Here is a 21121-nt window from a genome sequence, read left to right as displayed (position 1 = left end):
GAGCCCCGCGTGGCGGGGTGACTCCTGGAGGTGCGTCCGATATGTCGGATATAAAGGAGAGCGGTAGACGCACAGGTCCGGCTTACAGTGCTCTGACGGGTCATAGGAAAGGCTTCGCCCTGGAACTTCTGCGGCGCGTCGAACGTTCAGTCGGACCGATGCCTGGAGGATGTCGGACCGATTTCGCCTGATATTTCCAGCAGCTGTGTGGCCGGGTAGAGGCCGTACAAGCCGTATGGGCCACATAAGCCGTATAAGCCGTGTAAGCCGTGTGTGACGAGGAGAGAGCGCTGTGAGCACCGAGAACGAGGGCACCGCGGCCCCGACGCCCCCCGCGGCCCCGTCCGCACCCCCCGTGCCGGTGGCCGCCTCCACACCCGACCCGGCCGCCCCGGCACCCCAGCACGCTCCGGCGGACGCCCCGGCTCCGGCCGACACCGCCGCCCCCGGCGCCGAGCACACCCAGCAGCTCCCGCCCACCCCGCCCGCGCCCCCCGCCGCGCCCCCGGCGTACGGACACGAGCAGGCCCCGCACACCCCCCCGACCACCCCCGCCGCGACCGCGTACGGCGCCGAGGCGTGGCCCCCGCCTCCGCCGGCGGCCCCCGCGTACGGCGCGGGCGGCGCGGGAGCGGGCCAGGGCGGCGGCGCGTGGGGCGTCCCGCTCACCGCCGACGGCGCCCCGCAGCCCAAGCCGAAGGGCCGGGGCGGCCTGGTCGCGGCGGTCCTGGTGGCGGCCCTGCTCGCGGGCGGCGTGGGAGGCGGCGTCGGCTACTGGGCGGCCCAGCGCGACCACGACGGCATCGGCTCGACCACGATCAGCGCGCCCAGCACCCCGAAGGACCTCAAGCGGGACGCCGGCTCCGTCGCGGGCCTGGCCGCCGCCGCGCTGCCCAGCGTGGTCACCATCGAGGCGTCGGCCGGGGACGGCGAGGGCGGCACCGGTACCGGCTTCATCTACGACGAGCAGGGCCACATCCTCACCAACAACCACGTGGTGGCCTCCGCCGCGAACGGCGGCAAGCTCACCGCCACCTTCTCCGACGGCAAGAAGTACGAAGCCGAGGTCCTCGGCCGGGCCCAGGGCTACGACGTGGCCGTCATCAAGCTGAAGAACCCGCCCTCGGGTCTGAAGCCGCTGCCGCTCGGCGACTCCGACAAGGTCGCGGTCGGCGACCCGACCCTCGCCATCGGCGCCCCGTTCGGTCTGTCCAACACCGTCACCACCGGCATCATCAGCGCGAAGAACCGCCCCGTGGCCTCGGGTGACGGCTCCGGCAGCAAGAACTCGTACATGAGCGCGCTGCAGACGGACGCCTCCATCAACCCCGGCAATTCCGGCGGCCCGCTGATCGACGGCCGCGGCGCGGTCATCGGCATCAACTCGGCGATCCAGTCCGCCGGCAGCGGTGGCTTCGGCGGCCAGGCAGGCTCGATCGGCCTCGGCTTCGCCATCCCGATCAACCAGGCCAAGAACGTCGCCGAGTCGCTGATCAAGACCGGCAAGCCGGTGTACCCGGTGATCTCGGTCTCCGTGGACCTCCAGGCCAAGACGGACGGCGCCAAGATCTCCGAGCAGGGCGCCCCGGCCAACGAGCTGGTCGACCCGAACGGCCCGGCCGGCAAGGCGGGCCTCAAGCCGGGCGACATCATCACGGCGTTCGGCGGCAAGCAGGTCGACAGCGGCCCGACCTTGATCAGCCTGATCTGGACGTACAAGCCGGGCGACACCGTGAAGCTGACCTACCTGCGCGCCGGCAAGCCGACGACGGTCGACATCACGCTCGGCTCGCGCGTGGGCGACAAGTAGCCGCTCGACGGTGGCTTGATGCGAGGGGCCGTGGCCGGGAATCCGGCTACGGCCCCTCCCAATATCTGCTTATGCTTCGCTGGTGTTCGATTCACGGCACATACGGACATTCCACGAAGTGGTCGCCGCGGGCTCGTACTCGGCCGCCGCTCGCGTCCTGGGCTACACCCAGCCAGCGATCACCCAGCAGATGAAGGCGCTCGAACGGGCCGCCGGTACCCCGCTGTTCACCCGGGTGGGCCGGAAGATGAAGCTCACCGAGGCCGGCGAGTCCCTCGCCCGGCACGCCGAGTCCATCCTGGGCAGCCTCTCGGTCGCCGAGGCGCAGCTGAAGGCGTACACGAGACTGCGCACCGGCCGCGTGCGGGTCTGCGGGTTTCCCAGTGCCAACGTCACCCTGGTCCCGGAGGCCCTCAGCGGCCTCGCCAAGGACCACCCAGGGGTCCAGGTCGAGCTCCTGGAAGGGGAGCCGCCGGAGTCCCTGCGCAGGCTCCAGCGCGGGGAGTGCGACATCACCCTGGCCTTCACCTATCCCGGCCTGCACGAGGAGATTCCCGAGGAGGTCGCCGAAGTCAGGCTGCTGGAAGACCAGCTGACGGTGCTCCTGCCGACCGGTCACCCGCTGGCCCGCCGCCGGGCCGTCCACCTGGCCGACCTCGCCGGGGAACAGTGGATCGCCGGCTGCCCCCGCTGCCGGGCGAACCTGCTGCACGAGTGCGCCGAGCTGGGCTTCGTCCCCGACATCCGGTTCGCCACCGACGACAACCTGGTGGTCCAGAGCCTGGTCGCGCAGGGGCTGGGCGTGGCGATGATGCCCGCCCTCGTCCTGCCCTCGCTCTCACTGAGCCGGGTCTGCGGCCGTGTGCTGGAGCCCGCCGCCCGCCGTCACATCGCCGCGTACGTCTACCGCGACCATCTGCGGATCCCGGCCACGGCCGTGGTGCTCGACGAGCTCAAGCGGGTCGCGTCGAACCGCGTCGGCTGCTGATCCGGCCGGGCGCTCACGGGCTGCCAATCCATTAGCTGTAGTTGGGATTTCAGGTCATAACTGTCGTTGGACGTGATGGATCGGCCGACGGACGCTGCTCGTATGACCACCACCACGCCGGCTCGCACGACCACGAGGATGGCCGGCCTCGTCAGTGAGATCCGCACGGTCGTCGACCGGGGGCTGGCCCCCGACCTGACGGCCTACCTCGTAGGTGAGCGTCTCGCCCCGCACCTGGGCACGTCCGATCTGCTGACCGCGGAGCAGCAGGAAGGCGACCCGGAGCGCTACCGGCAGCACATCCTGCATGCCGAGCCCGACGGAAGCTTCTCGGTGGTGGCCCTGGTCTGGATGCCCGGCCAGGAGACCTGCATCCACGACCACGTGTCCTGGTGCGTGGCCGGTGTGCACCAGGGCGAGGAGAGCGAGCGCCGCTACCGGCTCGCACCCGGCGCAGACGCCGCCCGCCTGGTGGCCACCGAGGACGTGGTCAACGCCCAGGGCGAGGTCTGCGGTTTCGCGCCGCCCGGCGACATCCACAAGGTCCGCAACTCCTGTAGCGACAAGGCGATATCCATCCACATCTACGGGGCCGACGTCTCCCGGCTGGGCAGCAGCATCCGCCGCGTCTACACGCTTCCCGTCGACTGATGGCCCTCCTCCACCGCCCGCGGAGCGAGGCGGTCCTCCCTGTTTCACGTGAAACATCCGGCCCGTGGCCCGGATTGGGCCTGGCCGCCGCAGGCGTACTGGTGGCCTGGAGCGTGCACCGGCTCGTCCCCGGGGTGCCGATGCTGACCGCCTCGGTGGTGCTCGGGATCGCGGTGGCCCACACGCCGGGCGTACGGAGCTTCGTCCGCGGACCGGCCCGCCCGGGCCTGTCCCTGGCCGGGAAACGGCTGATGCGGATCGGTATCGTCCTGCTGGGCCTCGGGCTCGGCCTGGACCAGGTGCTCCGCCTCGGCTGGTCGACGGTGGCCATGGTGAGCGCCGTGGTCGCGGCCACCTTCTTCGGTACGGTCTGGCTGGGCCGCCGCCTCGGGCTCCCCGGTGACCAGCCGCTGCTGATCGCCACCGGCTACTCGATCTGCGGTGCCTCGGCCATCGGCGCGGTGAGCGAGGTGTCCGGGAGCGACGAGGAGGACGTGGCCGCCTCCGTCGCCCTGGTGACCCTGTGCGGGACCCTGGCCATCGCCGTACTGCCCCTGCTCCAGGGCCCCTTGGGCCTGTCCGACCTGTCCTTCGGGCGCTGGGTGGGCGCGAGCGTCCATGACGTCGGCCAGGTGGTGGCCACGGCCCAGACCGCCGGACCCGCCGCCCTCGGCGAGGCGGTGCTGGTCAAGCTGATGCGGGTGGCCCTGCTGGCCCCGCTGGTGGCGGCCGTCGCCTTCTCCATGCGGGCCCGCCGGCGCGGCGTACGCACTGCCTCGGGGAAGCGGCCGGCTCCGGTGCCGCTGTTCGTCGCAGGGTTCCTGGCGACCGCCGCGCTGCGTGCGACCGGCCTGCTGCCCCACGTGGCGCTGGACTGGGCGCACACGGCGCAGGAGGTCCTTCTGGCCGCGGCCCTGTTCGGGCTGGGCAGCGCCGTCCACCTGCCGAGCCTGGCCCGGACCGGAGGACGTGCCGCACTGCTCGGCCTGGGGGCCTGGGTGGTGGTGGCGGGCGTCTCCTACGCCGGGGTCCTGGTCACCACATGAGCGTTCGACCCGGGGGCAGCCGGTCATTTCCCGGCCGGAACCGGCCGGACGCCAGGACCGCCTCCTGACATCTCGGGGCCCTCGTGCGACTCTGCCCCCGCAACCCGCACAGCCGATCCGCACCGACAGCTCTTCACCCCACCCTGCCCGGCTCCGTCCGGTCCGGGCATGGCAGAAGGAGTCCTGCGTGAATCGTCATCGCACGGCGCTGTCCGTCCTCCTCGCCGCGGGCGCCCTGCTCACCGGCGCCCTGACGGCGGCCTCCCCGTCGGCGGCCGCGGAGCCGCCCTCCGCCTTCCGGCCCCTGCAGACCCCCGGCTTCTGGACGGCAGAACGGATGCGCCAGGCCACCCCGCTCGACGTGACGGCGTCCCCGGGCGGGGCCCGTAGGGCACCCGTGGCGACGGCCCCGCCCACCCGGGTTCCCGCGACCTCCCCCACGGCGTTCCCGCAGGCCGGCGGGGCATGGACGGGCGGCGGAGCGGTCGTGAGGACCTCGGGCCGGGTGTTCTTCACTTTCCAGGGCCGCACGGCCTCCTGCTCGGGCGACTCCATCACCAGCCAGAACGGCAGCACGGTCATCACGGCCGGGCACTGCGTCAAGTACCAGGGCGCCTGGCACACCAACTGGATCTTCGTTCCGGGCTATGACAACGGCAACGCCCCGTACGGGCAGTGGCCGGCCACCAAGACCCTCGCCACCGACCAGTGGGCGGCCAGCGAGGACATGAACATGGACGTCGGCCTCGCCGTCGTCGCCCCGCAGAACGGCCGGACGCTCAGCCAGGCCGTCGGGGCCCAGGGCATCGAGTTCAACGGCGGCTACAACAAGAAGATGTACTCCTTCGGCTTCCCGGCGGCCGCGCCCTACGACGGCACCAAGCTCATCTACTGCGCCGCAGCCACGGGCAAGGACTTCCTGCTCACCAAGGACCACAGCATGGCCTGCAACATGACGGGCGGCTCCAGCGGCGGCCCCTGGTTCCAGGGCTTCGACGAGTCCACGGGCCTGGGCACACAGGTGTCGGTCAACAGCTTCGGCTACAACTTCCTGCCGAACACGATGTTCGGCCCGTACTTCGGCAACGAGGCCAAGGCGGCCTACGACAAGGCCCAGACGTCCTGACCCCCGCCACGGCAACACCCACCCCACCCGCCCCCACATCCCGGTACTCTGTACCGGCCAGGTGGGTTGCCCGAGCGGCCTAAGGGAACGGTCTTGAAAACCGTCGTGGCGCGAGTCACCGTGGGTTCAAATCCCACACCCACCGCCACAGGTCGGCGCGGATGCCGACGGGAAGGGGCGCTCCTCATCGAGGGGTGCCCCTTCTGCATGTGCTCCGGGTCCCTGCGCGGGGCCTTGGGCTTTCCGGGTGGTGTTTGTCGGAAGATCGGCGCGCGTGGCCAGGGGCGTGCGGTTGCGGTCGCATCATGACGAATGTATGCAGATCCGCCCGTCGGAACATCGCGAATCGAGGCGTTCGTCATGAACCACCGCAGCAGCATCTCGTCGATCTGGACCTCCTTCCTCGCCGCCCTCGTGGCGCTCCTGGCCGCCGTCGGCCTGGTGGGCAAGGCGGCCCCGGATGCTGCTGGGCCGGCCGTGGCGGCCACTCCTTCGGACCCGGCCGCGTACCGTACGGCTGCGGTTGCGCGGCGGACGTGGCGGGCGATGATGCGCGGCGGTTCCCGCCCGCCGACGATCAAGCAGCGGATCCATGCCGAGGCCCACGGCAAGAGCCCGTCCGTCCGCAGCGCCTCCTCCACCGGCGCGGCGGTGGAACCCGGAGGGCTCGCGCTCGCCGCCTAGCGCCGGCAGGGATACAGGAGGCGCTCCGGGTGGACACCGGGGGCGCACAGGGGGCGTGAAGGCTGCCATGGCAGGGCCGCAGGACCGGGAGACGGCGGGGTTCCCGGACGGAGCGGCCCTCTTCGGCATGTCCGGCTTCCGCGTGCCCGGCTTGCCGTGCGGCCGCCGCCCCGGCCCCCGACCTTGACATCCCGGCTGAATCTGACGGACAGTCAGTTCCACTCGTCCGATGTGAAGCCGGGAGGCCAGCGCCGTGCACCTCGCTCCGTCAGAAGGGCAGTCACGGCTACGCGCCGAACTGCGCGCGTACTTCCGGGACCTCCTGCCCGGCGGAGTTCCCGAGGACCCCGCCGACCAGCGCGCCCTGCTACGGCGCATCGGGGCCGACGGGCTGCTCGGACTGGGCTGGCCCGTCGAGTTCGGCGGCCGAGGCCGGGGCCCCGACGAGCAGTTCGTGTTCTTCGACGAGGCGTACCGGGCCGGCGCCCCCGTCTCCATGGTCACGCTCAACACCGTGGGCCCCACCCTGATGAAGTACGGGACACCGGAGCAGAAGGACTACTTCCTCCCTCGCATCCTCCGCGGCGAGACCGTCTTCGCCATCGGCTACTCGGAGCCCGAGGCCGGCACCGACCTGGCCGCACTGCGCACCCGCGCCGTCCGCGACGGGAACGGCGACTGGGTCATCGACGGGCAGAAGGTCTTCACCTCCAACGCCCAGAACGCCGACTGGATATGGCTCGCCTGCCGCACCGACCCGCACGCCCCCAAACACCAGGGCATATCCATCATCCTGGTGCCCACCGACAGCCCCGGCTTCTCCTGGACCCCGATCCACACCGTCGGCGGCCTCACCACCACGGCGACGTACTACGACGGCATCCGCGTTCCCGCCGGCCACCTCGTCGGCCCCGAACACGGCGGCTGGGGCCTGATCACCAACCAGCTCAACCACGAGCGCGTCGCCCTCGCCGCCATCGGCATGCAGGCGGAGGACTTCTACGAGGCCGCCCGCACCCACGCCGTCACCCCCGACCCCGCCACCGGCGAGCGCCCGGCGGACCGGCCCTGGGTCCGGGCCCGGCTCGCCGAGGCACATGCCCGGCTGGCCGCCGTACGCCTCCTCAACTGGCGCCTGGTCCAGGACGTGGGAGCGGGCACCCTGGCACCCGGCGACGCCAGCGGAGTGAAGTTCCTCGGCACCGAGTCCGCCGTCGAGGTGTACCGGATCTGCCAGGAGGTGGTCGGCGAGGAGGCCCTCGTACGCGGTCCGGACGCATTCCTCGGGGGCCAACTGGAGCGGATGAACCGAGCCGCCCAGATCAACACCTTCGGCGGCGGGGTCAGCGAGGTACAGCGGGAGATCGTCGCCATGATGCGGCTCGGAATGAAGGGGAGGAAGCGATGACCGCCGACCGGACGGCCGCCGGTGAGACGACCGCCGGTGCGGAAGCGGAGCTGCTCCGGCGCCTCAGGACCTACGAGGGACGCCCCGCCGCCACCGGCGGCCGCGCCAAGGACCCGGTGAACGAGCCGATGATCCGCCACTGGTGCGAGGCCATGGGCGACACCAACCCCGCCTACACCGGGCCCGGCGCCATCGCCCCGCCCACGATGCTCCAGGCATGGACGATGGGCGGGCTCTCCGGCCACACCGGCCGCTCCACTGCCTACGACGAGCTGTTCGCGCTCCTCGACGGCGCCGGCTGCACCTCGGTGGTCGCCACCGACTGCGAGCAGGAGTACCTCCGCCCCCTGCGCCCCGGGGACACCGTCGCCTTCGACGCCGTGATCGAGTCGGTCTCCCCGCGCAAGACGACCAAGCTGGGCACCGGCCACTTCGTCACCACCCGGATGGACGTCCACGCGAACGGCGAACTCGCCGGAACGCACCGCTTCCGCATCCTCAAGTACGCCCCGGCGGCCGTCCGGCCCCCGGCACTGGAAGGAGCGGCGCCCGCGCCGCGCCGCCCGCGCCCCGTGATCAACCGCGACAACCAGGGCTTCTGGGACGGGGCCCGCGACCACAAGGTGCTGATCCAGCGCTGTACCGCCTGCGCGACCCTGCGCTTCCCCTGGCTGCCCGGCTGCAACGCCTGCTCCTCCCCCGACTGGGACACCGTCGAGGCGAGTGGCACCGGCACCGTCTTCTCGTACGTCGTCATGCACCACCCGCCCTTCCCCGCCTTCGACCCTCCCTACGCGGTGGCCCTCGTCGAGCTCACCGAGGGCGTGCGAATGATCAGCAACATCACCGGGGTGCCGTACGACAAGGTGCGCATCGGCCTGCCCGTCCGGCTGGAGTTCCTGCGCGTCGACGACACCCTCGAACTGCCCGTCTTCCGTGCAGAGGCGGGCTGACATGGACTTCCGCCCCACCGAGGAACAGGCCGCGGCAACCGCCCTGGCCGCCCGGATCTTCCGCGACCTCGCCACCCACGAGCGCCTCGCCGCGGCCGGCACCGGAAGCGACGCCGCACTGTGGAAGGCCCTCACGGCCGCCGGCCTGACCACCGCCGTCGAAGAGCTCGGCCTTCTCGGCCTGGTCCTCCTCCTGGAAGAGCAAGGCCGCACCACCGCCCAGGTCCCGTACGCCGCCACCTGCGCCTACGGCGTCCTGCCCGTGGCGGTGCACGGCAGCCCCGAACAGCGTGCCCGCCTGCTGCCCGCCCTCGGATCCGGCGAGGCCGTCGCCACCGGGGCCTTCCCCGCCCGCCGGACGGTCACCGCCACACCCGACGGCCACCTCACCGGCACCGCTCCCGCAGTGCCCTGGCTGCGCGACGCCACGCACGTCCTGGTCCCGGACCGCGACCACACGCTGTGGCTCGTACGGACGGACGCGCCCGGCGTGGCGACCCGGCCGGTGGAGACGACCGCCCCCTGGTCGGCGGCGAGCCTCGCCCTGACCGGCGCCCCGGCGGAACGGCTCGGCGGCCCGGACGCCTACGACGCCGTCCTGGCCGCCGCCCGGACCGCCTTCGCCGGGCTCCAGGCCGGGGTCTGCGCCGGCTCGCTCGCCCGCGCCGTCGAGCACACCTCCACCCGCGAGCAGTTCGGCCGTCCGCTCTCCACGAACCAGGGGGTCATGCTGCGCGCGGCCGACGCCCACATGGACACCGAGGCCATCCGGGTGACCGCGTACGAGGCCGCCTGGCGCATCGACGAAGGGCTCCCGGCCCGCGAACACGCCCTCACGGCGGCCTGGTGGGCCTCGGAGGCGGGCAAGCGGGTGGTCCACGCGGGCCAGCACCTGCACGGCGGCATGGGCGCCGACCTGGACCACCCCGTCCACCGCCACTTCCTGTGGGGGCGCCAGCTGGACGCCTACCTGGGCTGCGGCAGCGAGCTGCTGTCCGCGCTCGGAGCGCTCATATCCGAGGGCGAGCCCACATCCGAGGAGAAGCCCATGCCCGAGGGGGACCTCATGCCCGGGGCAGAGCAGGAAGGGGAGGCCGCATGAACGTCGGTGACGCACTGCCGCCGCTGGAGATCCCGGTCACCCGCACCCTGATCGTGGCGGCCGCCATCGCCTCCCGCGACTACCAGGACGTGCACCACGACGTGGAACTCGCCCGCGAGAAGGGCTCCCCGGACATCTTCATGAACATCCTGACCACCAACGGTCTCGTCGGCCGCTACATCACCGACCACCTCGGACCGGACGCCGTCCTGCGCAAGGTGGCCATCCGCCTCGGCGCCCCGAACTACCCGGGCGACACCATGACCCTCACCGGCACCGTCACCGCCCGGGAGGGGGACACCGCCGAGATCCGGGTCGTCGGCGCCAACCGCCTCGGCCACCACGTCACGGGTACCGTGACCGTCACCCTGGGGGCCGGCGCATGAGCGTCCGTCTCCGCGACGACCTGGGCGGCCGCGCCGCCATCGCCGGCATCGGTGCGACGGAGTTCTCCAAGGACTCCGGCCGCAGCGAGCTCAAACTCGCCGTCGAGGCGGTGCACGCGGCCCTCGACGACGCCGGGCTCACCCCCGCCGACGTCGACGGCATGGTCACCTTCACGATGGACACCAGCCCCGAGATCACCGTGGCCCAGGCCGCCGGCATCGGCGAGCTCTCCTTCTTCTCCCGCATCCACTACGGGGGCGGCGCGGCCTGCGCCACCGTGCAGCAGGCCGCCCTCGCCGTCGCCACCGGGGTCGCCGAGGTCGTCGTCTGCTACCGGGCCTTCAACGAGCGCTCCGGTCGCCGCTTCGGTTCCGGCGTCCAGCAGCGCGAGCCCTCGGCGGAGGGCGCGGCCCTCGGCTGGTCCCTGCCCTGGGGGCTGCTCACTCCCGCGTCCTGGGTGGCCATGACCGCCCAGCGCTACCTCCACACCTACCAGCTCACCCCCGAGGTCTTCGGGCACGTCGCCGTCACCGGCCGCAGGTACGCCGCCAACAACCCCGCCGCGTACTTCCACGGCAAGCCCATCACCCTCGCCGACCACGCCGCGTCCCGCTGGATCGTCGAACCGCTGCGGCTGCTGGACTGCTGCCAGGAGACCGACGGCGGGCAGGCCCTCGTCGTCACCACCGCCGAGCGGGCCCGCGACCTGCGCCAGAAGCCCGCCGTGATCACCGCGGCCGCCCAGGGCGCGGGCCGGCGCCAGGAGGGGATGACCTCCTTCTACCGCGACGACCTGACCGGACTCCCCGAGATGGGCGTGGTCGCCCGCCAGCTGTGGCGGACCAGCGGGCTGCGGCCCTCCGACATCGACGTGGCCATCCTCTACGACCACTTCACGCCCTTCGTCCTGATGCAGCTGGAGGAGTTCGGCTTCTGCGGGCCCGGTGAGGCCGCGGACTTCACGGCCGCCGGCGCGCTCCCGCTCAACACCCACGGCGGGCAGCTCGGAGAGGCGTACCTGCACGGGATGAACGGCATCGCCGAAGCCGTCCGCCAGCTGCGCGGCACCTCCGTCAACCAGCTCCCCGGCGCCGGGCACGTCCTCGTCACGGCCGGCACCGGTGTACCGACCTCCGGGCTGGTCCTGGGTGCCGGCCTCTGACTCCGGTCCTGGCCGCGCCTGCTCTCCTCCACCTACAGGAGGTGGGGCGCGGCCTGGCCGTACAACCTGAGGGGGATCCCGCTTCGGCACCTGCGGCCGATCCCAGGAGCGTGCTCGCGCTCCTAGCGTGGAGCCATGACCACGCCTGTGTGCACGCTCGCCTCGAACCCGACGCCGTACCCGTCGTTCTCGGCGTACGTCCGGACCCGTGGCACGGCCCTGATGCGCACCGCCCGCTCCCTGACGGCCAACCCCTGCGACGCCGAGGACCTGCTCCAGACGGCCCTCGCGAAGACCTACGTCGCATGGGACCGCATCGAGGACCACCGTGCTCTGGACGGTTACGTCCGGCGGGCCCTGGTCAACACGCGCACCTCGCAGTGGCGCAAACGCAAGGTCGACGAGTTGGTCTGCGAGGAAGTTCCGGAGAACGAGGAACAGTCCTTCAGCGACCCCGCTGAGGCGCAGGTGCTGCGTGACGCGATGTGGCGGGCGGTGACCCGGCTGCCGGACCGCCAGCGGGCGATGGTCGTCCTGCGCTATTACGAGGACCTGAGTGAGGCGCAGACCGCCGAACTGCTCGGGGTCTCGGTGGGCACGGTCAAGAGCGCCGTCTCCCGGGCCCTGGTCAAGCTCCGCGAGGACCCGGAGCTCACTCCGGTGCGCTGAGCCCCTGTTTCACGTGAAACACGTTTCCCGCTGTTTCACGTGAAACATCGGCCAGAGAGCGACTCCTGACAGTGACGGACCAGCCTGTTTGTACTCCCGGGTAGTGACATGCCGACCGGTACGTGCGCAGAATCGGCAGCATCCGACAGCCGCCGCAGCGCCGCAGCGCTCACCGGGAGGACGCTTTGCTGAGCACCATGCAGGATGTACCGCTGCTGATCTCGCGGATCCTGGCCCACGGGTCGACCATTCACGGAACGTCCCAGGTCACGACCTGGACCGGGGAGGCCGAGCCGCACCGGCGCAGCTTCGCCGAGATCGGTGTCCGCGCCGCGCGGCTTGCCCACGCCCTGCGTGACGAACTCGGAGTCCAGCAGGACGAACGGGTCGCGACGCTCATGTGGAACAACTCCGAGCACGTCGAGGCGTACTTCGCGATCCCCTCGATGGGCGCGGTCCTGCACACGCTCAACCTGCGGCTGCCCCCGGAGCAGCTGGTCTTCATCGTCAACCACGCGGCCGACCGTGTGGTCCTGGTCAACGGCACCCTGCTGCCGCTGCTGGCGCCGCTGCTGCCGCACCTGCCGACGGTCGAGCACGTCGTGGTCGTGGGCATCGGGGACCGCTCCGCCCTCGACGGGCTCGGTGTACGGGTGCACGAGTACGAGGAGCTCCTCGACGGCCGTCCCGGGCACTACGACTGGCCCGAGCTGGACGAGCGCCAGGCGGCGGCCATGTGCTACACCTCCGGCACCACTGGGGAGCCCAAGGGCGTCGTCTACTCCCACCGCTCGGTCTACCTGCACTCCATGCAGGTCAACATGACCGAGTCGATGGGCCTCACCGACCGGGACACCAGCCTGATCGTGGTGCCGCAGTTCCACGTGAACGCCTGGGGCCTGCCCCACGCCACCTTCATGACCGGCATCAACATGCTGATGCCGGACCGCTTCCTCCAGCCCGCCCCCCTCGCCGAGATGATCGAGCGGGAGAAGCCCACCCACGCCGCGGCCGTCCCCACCATCTGGCAGGGACTGCTCGCCGAGGTCACCGCCCACCCGCGTGACCTGACCTCGATGAAGCAGGTCACCATCGGCGGCGCGGCCTGTCCGCCCTCCCTGATGGAGGCGTACGACAAGCTCGGCGTCCGCCTCTGCCACGCCTGGGGCATGACGGAGACCTCCCCGCTGGGCACCATGGCGCACCCGCCGGCCGGGCTCACGGCGGAGGAGGAGTGGCCCTACCGCGTCACCCAGGGCCGCTTCCCCGCCGGCGTCGAGGCCCGTCTCATCGGGCCCGCCGGCGACGTCCTGCCCTGGGACGGGGAGTCCGCGGGCGAGCTGGAGGTCCGCGGCAACTGGATCGCCGGTGCCTACTACGGCGGTGCGTCCGGCGAACCGCTGCGGCCCGGGGACAAGTTCAGCGCCGACGGCTGGCTCAAGACCGGGGACGTCGGCGTGATCAGCGCCGACGGCTTCCTCACCCTCACCGACCGGGCCAAGGACGTCATCAAGTCCGGCGGGGAGTGGATCTCCAGCGTGGAGCTGGAGAACGCGCTGATGGCACACCCTGAGGTCGCGGAGGCCGCCGTCGTCGCCGTCCCCGACGAGAGGTGGGGCGAACGCCCCCTGGCCACGGTCGTCCTCAAGGAGGGCGCCACGGCCGACTACGCGGGACTGCGGGCCTTCCTCGCCCGCTCCATCGCCAAGTGGCAGCTGCCGGAGCGCTGGACCTTCGTCGAAGCCGTACCGAAGACCAGCGTCGGCAAGTTCGACAAGAAGGTGATCCGCAAGCAGTACGCCGACGGCGAGCTGGACGTCACCACCCTCGCCTAGGCCCTCGGGGCCCGCGCCTCAGCGGCGTGTCAGCCAGGACCGCAGCAGCCGGCTGACGGCGGGCATGGCCACATACGTCATCAGGGTGCTGAAGACGGCCGCGAAGGCGGCCGTCCGCAGCACGACGTGCACGTTCACCAGGTACGGCCCGAGCAATGCGTTGCCGAGCAGCGAGATCGGGAAGATGGCCAGCCCGGAGCTGATCGCCATCTTCCAGCGCGGCGGCGCGGGCCGGGTCGTACCCGGTTTGGCGAACCAGGTCTCCATGCCGTGCAGCTCGCGCCGGGCTATCTCGGTGTGGTGGTGGCCCTCGCAGTTGGCGAACCACTCGGCCCGCTCGGGCGAGTCCTGCCACCGCTGGAACGCCGCCTGGTCGCGGAAGCGGTGGACGAGGAACCACGGAGCGCCCTCGGCCGCGGGCCGGAACAGTCCGTAGCCGAGGTGGTCCGGGAAGCGTGCGGCGGTCTCCAGGATGCCGCGCGCCCAGCTCTCGAACGCCTCCTCGTAGCCAGGCTCCACCTGACGTGCGATGAGCAGGCTCACCTCCCCGTTGTCGGCGGGAACGGTGTGCTCGGTCGTGTCGGTGATGGCCATCGGACCAGGATGGCTAGTTGGTGCCGATCTTGGCCAGGAGGTCCACGATGCGGCCCTGCACGTCCGCGGTGTTGGACCGCTCGGCGAGGAACAGCACGCTCTCCCCGGAGGCCAGCCGCGGCCGGTCGCCCGGTTCGATCCCGGTGGCCGTGTAGACGACCAGCGGGGTGCGGTTCAGCTGCCCGTTGGCGCGCAGCCAGTCCACGATCCCGGCCCGCCGGCGCCGTACCTGCATGAGGTCCATGACCACCAGGTTGGGCCGTATCCGCGTCGCCAGTTCCACGGCGTCGGTGTCCGCGCCCGCCCGCGCGACCTGGAGACCGCGCCGCTCCAGCGCGGCCGTCAGCGCGGTGGCGACCTCGTCGTGCTCCTCGATCAGCAGCACGCGGGAGGGGTGCTGCTCGCTGTCGCGCGGCGCGAGCGCCTTGAGGAGGACGGCCGGATCGGCACCGTACGCCGCCTCGCGTGTGGCGTGCCCCAGCCCGGCCGTAACCAGTACGGGCACCTCGGCGGCCACCGCGGCCTGCCGCAGGGACTGCAGGGCGGTCCGGGTGATCGGCCCCGTCAGCGGGTCGACGAACAGGGCGGCGGGGAAGGCCGCGATCTGCGCGTCCACCTCCTCACGGGAGTGCACGACCACCGGACGGTAGCCACGCTCGCTGAGCGCCTGCTGCGTCTGCGGGTCCGGCGCGGGCCACACCAGCAGCCGGCGCGGGTTGTCCAGCGGCTCGGGCGGAAGCTCGTCGTCCACGGGACGCGGCACGGGACGGTTGACCACCTCGACCGCGCCTCCGGGCCCGTCGAGCGGCTCCGGGCCCTCGGCGGCGCCCGCCTCGGGGGCGCCTATGGCGAAGGCCCGCCCCTGGGGCGCCGGTTCGGAGAGCCGGCGGCGCCGCCCGGACCCCGACCCGCCGGGACCGGACGCGTCCACGGAGATGCCCTGGCCCAGGGTGCCGAGCGCGCGCACGCTGATCGGCTGGCCGCCCGCCGTGGCGTCCCCGGGCTGCCGGGCGCCGGGCACGGCAGCCGCCGCCGTCTCGGCGTCCTCGGGCGCGGTACGGGCCGCCGGAACGGGCCAGGCGGGGGTCGCGGGCAGCGCACGGCGCCGCCCGGTGGGAAGCGAGGGCTCCGCGCCGCCGCCGGGCGCGGCGGGCGCCTGCGGTTCGGGAGCGCCGGGTGCGCCGAGCACCCGGCGGGCACGGCGTCCGCCCGGCCCCTCGGCATCGGCCTCGGCGGAAGCGGCCGTGGCCGCCTGGGCGGGGGCGGCGCTCGCGGCCGGTCCGGCGGGCAGCGCGAAGCCGCCTTCGGGCGCGATCCGGGGGGCGGCGGGGGCCGTGAGACCGGTCGCGGGCACCGGGCCGCCGGGCTGCGCGGGCGCCGCCGCCGCACCCAGCGCACGACGGCGCCCGGCCGGATGCTCGGTCACCGGCACGGGAGGAACGGCCGGTACGGACGGGAGCGCGGGCATGGCGGTGCCCTGCGGGGGTACGGGCCGGCCGGCACCGGGCGGACCGGAGTCCGCGCCGCCGTCGCCGTCACGGCCCCGTCGGCGCCCGGTGCCGAGCCCTGCCGGGTTCACCGGGGACTGCGCGAGTTCCGCCGGGCCCGAACCGGCAGCCCGGCCGTCCTGGCCGGGGAACTCACCGTCGCCCGGACTCCGCCCGGACGGCAGCGCCAGCGCGCCTGCGCCCTCGCGCGCCCCCACGGGCTGCGCCTCGCGGGTGCCGTCCTCCAGGAAGGCGTCAACTCCGCGCCGGCCCCGCCGGCCGCCGGAGACGGTGGCCGGGGCGGCCTCGGGTTCGGCCGCCGCCTGCGGTGCGGACTCGGGCAGCTCCACCGTCCCGGCCCCCGCGCCCAGCGGCAGTTCCAGCACGTACGCGCCGCCCGGAGCCCCGGGTACCTCCACCGTCTGCAGGAGCCCGCCGTGCGCGGTGACGACGCCCCGCACGATCGGCTCGTGCACGGGGTGGCCGCCCTCGTAGGGGCCGCGCACCTCGATCCGTACGACCTCGCCGCGCTGCGCCGCGGCCACCACGATGGTGGAGTCGCTGTAGCCGCTGCCCTGGCGGGTCTTGCCGGTGGCGTCGACGCCGGCGACGTCCGCGACCAGGTGCGCCAGCGCGGTCGCGACGCGCTCGGCGTCCACCTCGGCCTCGATGGTCGGGGCGTGGACGGCGAACTGCACCCGGCCGGGGCCGATCAGCTCGACCGCGCCGTCGATACCCGCCTTGACGACCTCGTTGATCAGGACGTTCTGCTTCTTGAGCTTCTCGCTGCCCGCGTCCAGGCGCTGGTAGCCGAGCACGTTGTCCACCAGAGTGGTCATCCGCGCGTATCCGGCGGCCAGATGGTGCAGCAGCTGGTTGGCCTCGGGCCACAGCTGTCCGCCGTCGTCGGCGGCCAGCGTGGCCAGCTCCCCGCGCAGCTCCTCCAGCGGCCCGCGCAGCGAGTCCCCGAGCACCGCCACGAGCTGGGCGTGGCGGGCGGCGAGCGCGTCGTAGGGGCGCCGGTCGGTGAAGGTCATGACGGCGCCGACCAGCACGTCCCCGTCCCGGACGGGCGAGGTGGTCAGGTCGACGGCGACGGGCTGGCCGGCCTTGTTCCACAGCACCTGGCCGCGGACCCGGTGCTTGCGCCCGCTGCGCAGGGTGTCGGCCAGCGGGGACTCGTCGAAGGGGAAGGGGGAGCCGTCGGCGCGCGAGTGCTGGATCAGCCCGTGCAGCTCGCGGTTGCCGAGGTCGGTGGCGCGGTAGCCGAGGATCTGGGCGGCGGCCGGGTTGACCAGGACCACCCGGCCCTCGGTGTCCGTGCCCACGACACCCTCGGCGGCGGCGCGCAGGATCATCTCGGTCTGCCGCTGGGAACGGGCCAGCTCGGCCTCGGTGTCCACGGCCTCGGTGAGGTCCCGCACGACCAGCATCAGCAGTTCGTCGCCGGTGTACGGCTGGGGCTCGCGGTAGGCGTCACGGCCGTCGAGATGGGCGCTGGTGACCTCGACGGGGAACTCGCTGCCGTCCGTGCGGCGCGCGGTCATCCGCTGGGGTTTGGAGCGGCCGGTCAGCTCGTCACCGGGGCGGCGCATCGAACCGGGGATCAGTTTGGAGTCGAACTCCGGGAACAGGTCGAGCACGCCACGGCCGACCAGACCGGTGCCGGGGCTCTCCATGACCTCAAGGGCGATCGAATTCGCGTTGACGACCGTGCCGTTGGCATTGACGAGCAACAGCGCGTCCGGAAGCGCGTCGAGTATTGCTGCGAGGCGAGCAGCGCCTCGGGATGGCCTGCTGCTCACGACGAGCGTCCTCCCTGACCACGACTACCGGCATGTCACGGGAGGAGTCTAAGGGCACCGTCCCGGGGCGAGGGGGTGGATGAACGGGGGAAACCGCGCATCCGCCGCATCCTCCCTGGTCAGGCACCCGCAGTCGGAAGCACAGGTTCCAGGTTGTTCCAGCGGGCGATGTCGCATCCGTTCGCGCGTCCGAACCAGCTGTCCACCTTCAGTCCGTGCCACGTTCCCGTGACGTGGGCGGTGGCCGGTCCCCCGCTCTGGAAGGTGCACATGGCGGTCTTCGGCACGGGGGCGAAGGGGTCCTTCCCCTGCTTCGCGAGCGTGTCGAGGCGGGCGCACGCCTCCTCGGCCTTGGGGTGGTCGCCGCCGACGGGGCGGCAGTCGAGGCGGTAGCGGCCGTCGAGGCTGCCCGCCTTGGAGATGTCGATCGTGAGCCGGTCGGGGGGAGCCAGCAGCCGGCCCAGGGGCAGGGGCGGCAGGGGTCCGGCGGCCGCTGCGGCCAGCGCGGAGGTGACGGCGAAGGCGGCGAGACGCAGCATGGGGCACTCCAGGTCGTCCGTACGTCGTACGCCTCACCAACGATCCGGCCGCCCGGACGTTGCGACGCAGCGGGCTTAAGGCTTTGCCCTGCGGGCCCGCCTCCTTGTACCGTGGGAGCGGATTGGTGACCGGCCCTGCGGCTGTGTCATCATCTGCACGCACCCTCTCGCGAGGGTGTGCTGGAGGCGTCGCCTAGTCCGGTCTATGGCGCCGCACTGCTAATGCGGTTTGGGGCTTACACCCCATCGAGGGTTCAAATCCCTCCGCCTCCGCACCTCACCGAAGCCCCGGTCCGTCTGGACCGGGGCTTCGGTGCGTTCAGCTCCCGAAAGCGGGTCTGCGGGTTTGGGACGGCCCCTCCTGGGTACCCAGCGGGGCTCCGCCAAGGCGTTCCGCTCGGGCCAGATGATCTTCATCTGGGACGTTTCCGCAGGTCAGGGCCTGTGTGGCTAATGGATTTCGCGTCCCGGCGAGGTCCATGTATTGTTGTTCTCGCAAGGCCAACGGGGCGAAAAACCCCGGGAAGCCCAAGCACTCGTAGCTTAACGGATAGAGCATCTGACTACGGATCAGAAGGTTGCAGGTTCGAATCCTGCCGAGTGCACAGCCGGAGAGGCCCTCAGGAGAGATCCTGAGGGCCTCTTGCGTATGCCCTGGTGGGTGGCCGGGGGCGCGGGCGTCCAGTACCTCAGGGGGAGGGGGTCCCCCGGGAGGGCTCAGGGGCGGGATGGCTCCTGCGGGGGACGTGGACCAGGGAGTTCGGCCGTTACGGTTTTCGGAGATCGTTCGAAGCTTGATCGGGGGGACTCTCATGGGACTGTTCGGCAACGCGCACACCGTTGATCCGATGTCGGCGCAGCGCGACTACGCGCGGCTGCTGGGGCAGGGGGAGCAGGTGTACGCCGCGTACCTGCTGGTGCGCGACACGATCCTGTTCACCGACCGGCGGCTGGTGTTCGTCGACAAGCAGGGGCTGACGGGCAAGAAGGTGGAGTACCACTCCATCCCCTACCGGAGCATCACTCACTTCTCGGTGGAGACCGCCGGCCATTTCGACCTCGACGCCGAGCTCAAGATATGGATCTCCGGCAGCGCGGCGCCCATCGAGAAGACCTTCACCAAGGGTGTGGACATCTACGAGATGCAGGCGGTCCTGACGCAGTTCGTCGCGCGCTAGCCGCAGTCCCGCGCCGACGGGATCCTCACTCAGGGTGCCGTCGTCGCCGACCTCGAAGGCGTGGACGTGTCCCGCGCGGGTGCCGGCCGCGTGCGGCTCGCTCTCGTCGGGGGAGAGACCTGGACGTCCGGCATGCCGCTCCACACCAACTGGCGCCAGGCGGCCAACATGATTCCCCTTGGGGGCAGTGGACCGAATGGTGTTCGGTGAGAGGGTGAGATTGCAGGATCGAGTACCGTCTTCGCCAGGGTGACGGGCCCCTGGAAGGAAGATCGCGTGGACGACATCGACCGGGCGCTGCTCCTGCGGCTGCAAGAGGATGCGGGGCAGTCCTACGCGGCCCTGGGTACGGCCGTGGGGCTCTCCGCCGGGGCGACCCATGAGCGGGTGCGCAAACTGCGGGAACGCGGGGTGATCCGGCGGACCACGGTCGAGGTGGATCCGGTGGCCGTGGGCAACGGGGTCCTGGCCTATGTGATGGTCGACTCCAACGCCTGGATGGGTGAGTCGGCCGGGGACTTCGCGGCCATCCCGGAGATCCAGGAGGCGCACATCATCGCCGGCAGCGCTTCCGTCCTGGTGAAGGTGCGTACGGCCACCACCGGGCAGCTCCAGGACGTGCTGCGTCGCCTCTATGCCATCGACGGGGTCAGTGGGACGCAGGCGACCGTGGTCCTGGAGACCTTCTTCGAGCGGCCGCTGCCCCTGTGACCGCTTCCGCCGGGGGCTGGCAGTGCACCGGGATCCGGTGGAGCGCGGGGCGGCCCGCCATCGGGTGGTACCGGCCCGGGGGCGGGGAGCGCTCCAGCTCGCTCTCCTACGGGCAGCGGCTGGCCTTCGTCGCCGTGGGCCGGCGGCATTGCCTGGGGGTGTGGCGGGCCGGCAAGCGGACCCCGTGTCCGGCGGCCCGGACCGTGCCGGGGAGGGCCGGGAGTGCGCAGTGCCCCGAGTGCGCCCGGTTGGACCGGTCCTTCTCGGTGGCCGCCGACACCCATGCCGCCGACCCGCGGCCGTACCGGGTGTACCTCGCGTGGTTCGGGCCCGGGATGGTCAAAGTGGGCATCACCGCGGAGGAGCGCGGCACCGCCCGGCTGCTGGAGCAGGGGGCGGTGACCTGGGCCTGGCTGGGGCGCGGGCCGCTGATGGCGGCGCGGCGGACCGAGGAACTGCTGCGCGCCGCCCTCGGGGTGCCCGACCGGATCGCCTACGCCCGCAAGCGCGCGGTACGCGCCGGGCTGCCGTCGGAGGCGGAGCGGGCGCGGGAGGTGGCGGAGCTGCACACCCGGGCGGCGGGGCTGGAGGGGTGGCCGGAGTCGCTGGAGCGGCTGGGGTGCGCGGTCACCGACCACGCGGGGGCGTTCGGGCTGGCCGGACTGCCCGTCCCGGGCCGGGTGGTCGCGGAGCTGCTGCCCGGCGCGGCCGTCGCGGGGGTGCTGGCGGGGGCCGCGGGGCCGGATCTGCACCTCGCGGACGGGATGGTGGTGGACACCCGCCTGCTGGCCGGCTGGGAGCTGGCCGCCGCTCCCGCGGGCGCGGTGACCGACGCCCCGCTCGCGGCCGTCACCCCGCCCGTGGGGGCGGCCGGGCCGGAGGGACAGGAAGGGCTTTTCTGAGAGGGAGGGGGGCGGGGTCGCGCTCCGTGTGAAGGTCAAAACTTGGATCCCTTTGGGCTTCCGTGGCGGAATCCGGTGGACATG

At 72.4% G+C, this 21121-nt stretch carries 19 protein-coding genes and 3 tRNA genes; 19 read left to right on the top strand and 3 right to left on the bottom strand.

From position 1 onward, the window contains the following. The first annotated feature begins 292 nt into the window (after positions 1-292). The 14 genes from ABZ716_RS11375 to ABZ716_RS11310 all read left to right on the top strand — a co-directional run bounded on the left by ABZ716_RS11375 (position 293) and on the right by ABZ716_RS11310 (position 13821). Complete coding sequence (locus ABZ716_RS11375) at positions 293-1810, top strand: trypsin-like peptidase domain-containing protein (RefSeq protein ID WP_358958262.1); 1518 nt, start codon at positions 293-295, stop codon at positions 1808-1810. An 82-nt stretch (positions 1811-1892) separates the two neighbouring features. Then, a complete protein-coding gene (locus tag ABZ716_RS11370) occupies positions 1893-2798 on the top strand; it encodes a LysR substrate-binding domain-containing protein (RefSeq protein WP_358958260.1) in 906 nt (301 codons plus the stop codon). 102 nt (positions 2799-2900) lie between these two features. Further along, on the top strand, positions 2901-3449 hold the full coding sequence (locus tag ABZ716_RS11365) for a cysteine dioxygenase family protein (protein WP_358809773.1): 549 nt from the start codon (positions 2901-2903) through the stop codon (positions 3447-3449). Then, positions 3449-4495, top strand: a complete 1047-nt coding sequence (locus ABZ716_RS11360; protein ID WP_358958257.1) for a putative sulfate exporter family transporter — start codon at positions 3449-3451, stop codon at positions 4493-4495. The genes ABZ716_RS11365 and ABZ716_RS11360 overlap by 1 nt, the downstream gene beginning before the upstream one ends. A gap of 187 nt (positions 4496-4682) precedes the next feature. After that, positions 4683-5621: a peptidase gene (locus ABZ716_RS11355; RefSeq protein WP_358958254.1), complete on the top strand. Its 939-nt coding sequence runs from the start codon at positions 4683-4685 to the stop codon at positions 5619-5621. A 60-nt stretch (positions 5622-5681) separates the two neighbouring features. After that, a tRNA-Ser gene (locus tag ABZ716_RS11350) sits at positions 5682-5769 on the top strand. Between the two features lie 212 nt (positions 5770-5981). Beyond that, entirely contained in the window at positions 5982-6305 is a 324-nt protein-coding gene (locus ABZ716_RS11345) for a DUF6344 domain-containing protein (RefSeq protein WP_358809776.1), read from the top strand. 253 nt (positions 6306-6558) lie between these two features. Beyond that, the gene (locus ABZ716_RS11340) at positions 6559-7713 is read left to right on the top strand and encodes an acyl-CoA dehydrogenase family protein (protein WP_358958252.1); all 1155 of its coding nucleotides are present in this window, start codon (positions 6559-6561) and stop codon (positions 7711-7713) included. After that, entirely contained in the window at positions 7710-8666 is a 957-nt protein-coding gene (locus tag ABZ716_RS11335; protein WP_358958249.1) for an OB-fold domain-containing protein, read from the top strand. The genes ABZ716_RS11340 and ABZ716_RS11335 overlap by 4 nt, the downstream gene beginning before the upstream one ends. A 1-nt stretch (position 8667) precedes the next feature. Continuing rightward, positions 8668-9768 (top strand): acyl-CoA dehydrogenase family protein, encoded by a 1101-nt coding sequence (locus ABZ716_RS11330; RefSeq protein WP_358958245.1) that lies wholly within the window; start codon positions 8668-8670, stop codon positions 9766-9768. After that, the gene (locus tag ABZ716_RS11325; RefSeq protein ID WP_358958242.1) at positions 9765-10154 is read left to right on the top strand and encodes a MaoC family dehydratase; all 390 of its coding nucleotides are present in this window, start codon (positions 9765-9767) and stop codon (positions 10152-10154) included. The genes ABZ716_RS11330 and ABZ716_RS11325 overlap by 4 nt, the downstream gene beginning before the upstream one ends. After that, complete coding sequence (locus ABZ716_RS11320) at positions 10151-11317, top strand: lipid-transfer protein (RefSeq protein ID WP_358958239.1); 1167 nt, start codon at positions 10151-10153, stop codon at positions 11315-11317. The genes ABZ716_RS11325 and ABZ716_RS11320 overlap by 4 nt, the downstream gene beginning before the upstream one ends. Before the next feature lie 135 nt (positions 11318-11452). Next, entirely contained in the window at positions 11453-11986 is a 534-nt protein-coding gene (locus ABZ716_RS11315; protein ID WP_358958236.1) for a SigE family RNA polymerase sigma factor, read from the top strand. A 185-nt stretch (positions 11987-12171) separates the two neighbouring features. Beyond that, on the top strand, positions 12172-13821 hold the full coding sequence (locus ABZ716_RS11310) for a long-chain fatty acid--CoA ligase (RefSeq protein WP_358958233.1): 1650 nt from the start codon (positions 12172-12174) through the stop codon (positions 13819-13821). 18 nt (positions 13822-13839) lie between these two features. On the opposite strand, the gene ABZ716_RS11305 is transcribed toward ABZ716_RS11310, so the two are convergent. The 3 genes from ABZ716_RS11305 to ABZ716_RS11295 all read right to left on the bottom strand — a co-directional run bounded on the left by ABZ716_RS11305 (position 13840) and on the right by ABZ716_RS11295 (position 18246). After that, a complete protein-coding gene (locus ABZ716_RS11305) occupies positions 13840-14415 on the bottom strand; it encodes an antibiotic biosynthesis monooxygenase (protein ID WP_358958231.1) in 576 nt (191 codons plus the stop codon). A gap of 13 nt (positions 14416-14428) precedes the next feature. Then, complete coding sequence (locus ABZ716_RS11300; RefSeq protein ID WP_358958228.1) at positions 14429-17707, bottom strand: PAS domain-containing protein; 3279 nt, start codon at positions 17705-17707, stop codon at positions 14429-14431. Between the two features lie 119 nt (positions 17708-17826). After that, the gene (locus ABZ716_RS11295) at positions 17827-18246 is read right to left on the bottom strand and encodes an SSI family serine proteinase inhibitor (protein WP_358809785.1); all 420 of its coding nucleotides are present in this window, start codon (positions 18244-18246) and stop codon (positions 17827-17829) included. A 182-nt stretch (positions 18247-18428) separates the two neighbouring features. On the opposite strand from ABZ716_RS11295, the gene ABZ716_RS11290 reads away from it, so the two are divergent. The 5 genes from ABZ716_RS11290 to ABZ716_RS11270 all read left to right on the top strand — a co-directional run bounded on the left by ABZ716_RS11290 (position 18429) and on the right by ABZ716_RS11270 (position 21037). Continuing rightward, positions 18429-18519: transfer RNA gene (locus ABZ716_RS11290), tRNA-Ser, on the top strand. 259 nt (positions 18520-18778) lie between these two features. Further along, positions 18779-18851, top strand: a tRNA-Arg gene (locus ABZ716_RS11285). Between the two features lie 207 nt (positions 18852-19058). Further along, positions 19059-19424, top strand: coding sequence for a PH domain-containing protein (locus tag ABZ716_RS11280; protein WP_351877483.1), 366 nt, complete (start codon positions 19059-19061; stop codon positions 19422-19424). Between the two features lie 276 nt (positions 19425-19700). Then, entirely contained in the window at positions 19701-20135 is a 435-nt protein-coding gene (locus ABZ716_RS11275; protein ID WP_355971488.1) for an Lrp/AsnC family transcriptional regulator, read from the top strand. Further along, positions 20132-21037, top strand: a complete 906-nt coding sequence (locus ABZ716_RS11270; RefSeq protein ID WP_358958226.1) for a DUF2797 domain-containing protein — start codon at positions 20132-20134, stop codon at positions 21035-21037. Before ABZ716_RS11275 ends, ABZ716_RS11270 begins: the two co-directional genes overlap by 4 nt. Positions 21038-21121: the final 84 nt, after the last annotated feature.

The sequence above is a fragment of the Streptomyces sp. NPDC006687 genome, assembly GCF_040636215.1.
Lineage (GTDB): Bacteria > Actinomycetota > Actinomycetes > Streptomycetales > Streptomycetaceae > Streptomyces.
The sequence above is the reverse complement of the archived record's forward strand: the minus strand, read 5'-3'. Positions and strand labels throughout refer to the sequence as shown.